At 67.4% G+C, this 4546-nt stretch carries 4 protein-coding genes; all 4 read right to left on the minus strand.

Translation table 11 applies throughout. The annotated features are described in order from the left end of the window. Positions 1-68: 68 nt before the first annotated feature. The 4 genes from ACFVW8_RS22575 to ACFVW8_RS22590 are packed head-to-tail and all read right to left on the minus strand — an operon-like array spanning position 69 to position 4412. Entirely contained in the window at positions 69-785 is a 717-nt protein-coding gene (locus tag ACFVW8_RS22575) for an ABC transporter ATP-binding protein (RefSeq protein ID WP_389692713.1), read from the minus strand. Next, entirely contained in the window at positions 782-1681 is a 900-nt protein-coding gene (locus ACFVW8_RS22580; protein ID WP_389692764.1) for an ABC transporter ATP-binding protein, read from the minus strand. The genes ACFVW8_RS22575 and ACFVW8_RS22580 overlap by 4 nt, the downstream gene beginning before the upstream one ends. A gap of 5 nt (positions 1682-1686) precedes the next feature. Next, a complete protein-coding gene (locus tag ACFVW8_RS22585; protein WP_389692715.1) occupies positions 1687-3477 on the minus strand; it encodes a branched-chain amino acid ABC transporter permease in 1791 nt (596 codons plus the stop codon). 5 nt (positions 3478-3482) lie between these two features. Further along, positions 3483-4412, minus strand: coding sequence for a branched-chain amino acid ABC transporter permease (locus ACFVW8_RS22590; protein ID WP_389692717.1), 930 nt, complete (start codon positions 4410-4412; stop codon positions 3483-3485). Positions 4413-4546: the final 134 nt, after the last annotated feature.

Below are 4546 nucleotides of genomic sequence, written 5' to 3' on the forward strand. Positions count from 1 at the left end.
GAGGAGTCCGCACACGGCCCGCGTCCCGGACGGTTCCGGGGGCGGGGGCCTTGTGCGTATGTACGGGTTCAGTCCTCGCCGAGGTAGGCCTTGCGGACCGACTCGTCGTGGAGGAGGTCCGCGCCGGTGCCGGAGAGGACGATCTTGCCGACCTCCATGACGTGGCCCTGGTCGGCCAGGGAGAGCGCGGCCTGGGCGTTCTGCTCGACGAGCAGGATGGTGGTGCCCTGGGCCTTGAGTTCGACGATGGTCTCCATGATCTTCTGCATCATGATCGGGGAGAGACCCATGGAGGGTTCGTCGAGCATCAGGAGCTTGGGCTGGCACATCAGGGCCCTGCCCATGGCGAGCATCTGCTGTTCGCCGCCCGAGAGGGTGCCTGCAGCCTGCTTTCGGCGTTCCCCGAGGATGGGGAAGAGCTCGTAGGCGCGCTGGATGTCCTTTTCGATGCCTGCCTTGTCGCTGCGGAGGTAGGCGCCGAGCTGGAGGTTCTCGGTGATCGTCAGCCGGGGGAAGATGTGGCGGCCCTCGGGGGAGTGGGCGAGGCCCAGGGCGACGATCTTGTGGGCGGGGATGCCGGTGAGCGGCTTGCCCTCGAAGAGGATGCGGCCGGCGAGCGGCTTGAGCAGCCCGGAGAGGGTGCGCAGGGTGGTGGTCTTGCCCGCTCCGTTGGTGCCGATCAGGGTGACGACCTGGCCGGCTTCGACGCTGAAGGAGATGCCCTTGACGGCTTCGATCTTGCCGTAGGCGACGCGGAGGTCCTCGACCTCTAGCAGTGCGGTCATCGGGTGTCCTCCTCCTCGGTGGCGGTGGGGGCGGTGGTGTCGGTGGTGGTGACCGCGGTTTTGGTGGCGACGGCTTCGGCGGCTTCTACTTCGGCGAGTTCTTCGGCGCCGGGGGCGCCTTCGAAGGGGGTGCCGAGGTAGGCGGCGACGACGCGTTCGTCGCTCTGGACGACGTCGGAGGTGCCTTCGACGAGTTTTTCGCCCTGGACGAGTACGGCGACGCGGTCGCAGAGGTTGAAGATGAAGCGCATGTCGTGCTCGATGACGAGTACGGCGATGCCCTGGTCGCGGATGGCGAAGATGAGTTCTTCGGTGACGCGGGTTTCCTGCGGGTTCATGCCGGCGGTGGGCTCGTCCAGGAGGAGGAGTCCGGGGTCGCTGGCGAGTGCGCGGGCGATTTCGAGCTTGCGCTGGTCTCCGTAGGGGAGGTTGCGCGCGAGGTGGTCGGCCTTGTCCTGGAGGCCGATGAACTCCAGGAGTTCCATGGCGCGTTCGCGGCTTGCGTTCTCTGCCTTGGTGAAGCCGGGGAGGCGCAGGAGGGCGGACCAGAGGCCTTCTTTGGTCCTGGTGTGGCGTCCGACGAGGACGTTTTCCAGGACGGTCATGTTGGCGAAGAGCCGGATGTTCTGGAAGGTGCGGGCGATGCCTGCCTGGGTGACGAGGTGGGGCTTGGGCGGCAGGACGGTGCCCTTGTAGCTGACCTTGCCCTCGGTGGGGACGTAGAGGCCGGTGAGGCAGTTGAAGAAGGTGGTCTTGCCGGCTCCGTTGGGGCCGATGAGGCCGACGATTTCGCCTGCGTTGACGGTGAGGTCGACGTTGTGGACGGCGGTGAGGCCGCCGAATCGCATGGTGACGCCGTTGGCGTCGAGCACGGGCGTGCCGGTGTTGGTCGTCATGGTGGTCACGCCCCCGCCTTGGCGATGCCGGCGTCGTCGGACTTCCGGGGTTCGGGTACGTCGAGCTGGCCGGTCTCGTGGAATTCGAGTTGTTTCCTGCGGTCGGCGACCAGTCCTTCGGGGCGCAGGCGCATCAGGAGGATGAGTGCGATGCCGAAGAGGAAGAGCTGGTAGTCCTGCATGAACTGGAGTTTGGCCGGGATGAGGTAGAGCAGTGCGGCGCCGACGAGGGGTCCGCTGAGGGTTCCCATGCCGCCGAGGATGACGGCGGCGAGGAGGAACGCGGAGTTCGGGGGTACGGAGCCGGCGAACTGGTACTGCTCGGGTGTCACCGTGTAGTTGACGTGCGACTGTACGGTTCCGGCGAGCCCGGCGAGGGTGGCGCCGAGAGCGAAGGCGAGCAGCTTGAGCCGGAAGGCGTTGATGCCCATGGCGGTGGCTGCGGTCTCGTCCTCGCGGATGGCGACCCAGGCGCGTCCGATGCGGGATTCTCCGGAGCGGCGGAAGACGAGGACGACGACGGCGGTGAAGACGAGCATGAGCAGGTAGTAGTTGGCTGACCTGCCGAGGGTGAAGCCGCCGATGTCGTGCTTGAGTCCGAAGTCGATTCCGAAGAGGTTGAGGTCGGGGATGCTGGGGATGCCCTGGGAGCCGTTGGTGAGGTCGGGGCCGCTGTTGCCGTTGAGGTTGTTCACGGTGAGGCGGAAGATTTCACCGAAGCCGAGCGTGACGATGGCGAGGTAGTCGCCGCGTAGTCGCAGGGTGGGGGCGCCGATGAGGACGCCGAAGATCAGTGAGGCTCCCGCGCCGGTGAGGACGGCGGCCCAGAAGGGGAATTCGACGCCGATGGCCGACATGGTGGAGCCGGAGACCAGGGCGGCGGCGTAGGCGCCGACGCCGAGGAAGGCGACGTATCCGAGGTCGAGGAGGCCGGCGAGGCCGACGACGACGTTCAGTCCGAGTGCCACGGTCGCGAAGATGAGGATGTTGGCGCCGATGAGCGCGTATTCCTCTTTCTGCTGGGTGAAGGGGAAGCAGACGGCTGCGACGAGTGCGGCGGTGAGGGTGATGTTGCGGTGCTTCGTGGTCAGCGCGGTGATGCGGGAGATGAGTCCGGCGCGGTTCAGGGCGGTGAAGGTGAAGCCTGCGGTGATGAGGAAGCCGATGAAGAGTTCGGTGTAGTCGGTGTCGACGCCGTAGGCGAAGACGTAGAGGCCGATGCCGAACGCGACGACGATGATGAGGATTTCGGCCCAGGCGGGGAGTGGCGCGGCGCGGCGGGCGGTGGGGGCGCTGAGGCCGTTGCGGAAGCGTTGCCAGCCGCCGGCGGGCGTGCCGGTGTCGGGGAGGGGCTGGTCGGCGGGGAGCCCGTGTGCGGCGATGACGGCGATGAGTGAGCCGATGCCGCTGACCCAGGCGCCGGGTTCGAGGTTGACGACGCCGCCGAGGTCGTAGGTGATGGCGCCGATGGTGTAGGCGGTGGTGCCGAAGGTGCCGAGTGCGAGGAGGCGGACGGGGCTGTTGGCGCCGGCGGGGGTGAGCCAGCCGAGGCCGCGGATGCCGTATCCGGAGAGGGCGAGGAGCAGGGTGAGCGCGGCACCGATGAGGGTGAGGACCTGGAGGCCGCCGGGGTAGCCGGTGACGGTGAGGTCGCCGGGGAATTGGTCGGTCCAGGTCCAGGCGAGGAAGGTGCCGATGAGGGCGGCTGCTGCGCCTGCGGTGGTGGTGATGCGGGCCGCGGGGGCGGGCATCGGGATCGGGGCGGGGTGCGTGGTGGTGGTGGTGTTGGTGGTCATCCCTATCACGCCCGATCCGCGACGCGTTCGCCGAGCAGGCCCTGGGGGCGGAGCAGCAGGACGATGATGAGGAGGACGAAGGCCCATACGTCCTTCCAGGCGCCGCCGCCGAAGAGTTCCATGCCGGGGACGTCGCTCATGTAGCCGGTGGCGAGTGATTCGGCGATGCCGAGTACGACGCCGCCGAGCATGGCGCCGTAGATGTTGCCGATTCCGCCGAGTACGGCTGCGGTGAAGGCCTTGAGCCCCATGATGAAGCCCATTTTGAAGCCGATCTGGCCGTTCTTGAGCCCGTAGGCGACGGCGGCGACGGCTGCGAACGCGGCACCGATGGCGAAGGCCATGACGATGATGCGGTCGGTGTTGATGCCCATGAGTTTGGCGGTGTCGGGGTCTTGGCTGGTGGCTTGCATGCCGCGGCCGGCGCGGGTCTTGGAGACGAAGAGGCCGAGGGCGATCATGCAGATGGGGGCGCTGATGAGGACGAAGATGTCACCGCGCTGGATGTGGGCGCCGAAGATGTCGAGGGCGTCGCCCTTGAACTGGGGGAAGGAGCGGTCCTTCTTGGCGTCCGGGTACCACTTCCAGATGGCTTGCTGGAGGGCGAGGGAGAGCCCGATGGCGGTGATGAGGGGGGCGAGGCGTGGGGCACCGCGGAGGGGCCGGTAGGCGAAGCGTTCGGCGGCGGTGCTGATGGCGACGGAGCATATGACGCCGCCGATGATCATGAGGGGGATGATCGCGAGGAGGTTGGAGCCGGCCGGCATCCAGAGGTAGACGGTGAGGGCTCCGAAGCCTCCGACCATGAAGATCTCGCCGTGGGCGAAGTTGATGAGCTGGATGATTCCGTAGACCATCGTGTATCCGATCGCGATGAGTCCGTACATCGCGCCGAGGATGAGTCCATTGGCCAGCTGTTGCGGCAGTTCGTGCACCGCAGGGCCTCCGTGGAGTGGTTCGGATATGGCACCGCGCGGGAGCGCTCGTAGCGCGCCCCCGCGGTGGGGGGGTGTTGATCCCGTGGGTGACCGGGGGCGGGTTAAGGGGTGTTGACCGCGCGGAGGTTGGT

This window comes from Streptomyces sp. NPDC058221, from assembly GCF_042882365.1.
Taxonomy (GTDB): domain Bacteria; phylum Actinomycetota; class Actinomycetes; order Streptomycetales; family Streptomycetaceae; genus Streptomyces.

Coding starts and splice junctions, on each gene's coding strand:
- ACFVW8_RS22575 (WP_389692713.1), bottom strand. CDS start 785: ATGACCGCACTGCTAGAGGTCGAGGACCTCCGCGTCGCCTACGGCAAG.
- ACFVW8_RS22580 (WP_389692764.1), bottom strand. CDS start 1,681: ATGACGACCAACACCGGCACGCCCGTGCTCGACGCCAACGGCGTCACC.
- ACFVW8_RS22585 (WP_389692715.1), bottom strand. CDS start 3,477: ATGACCACCAACACCACCACCACCACGCACCCCGCCCCGATCCCGATG.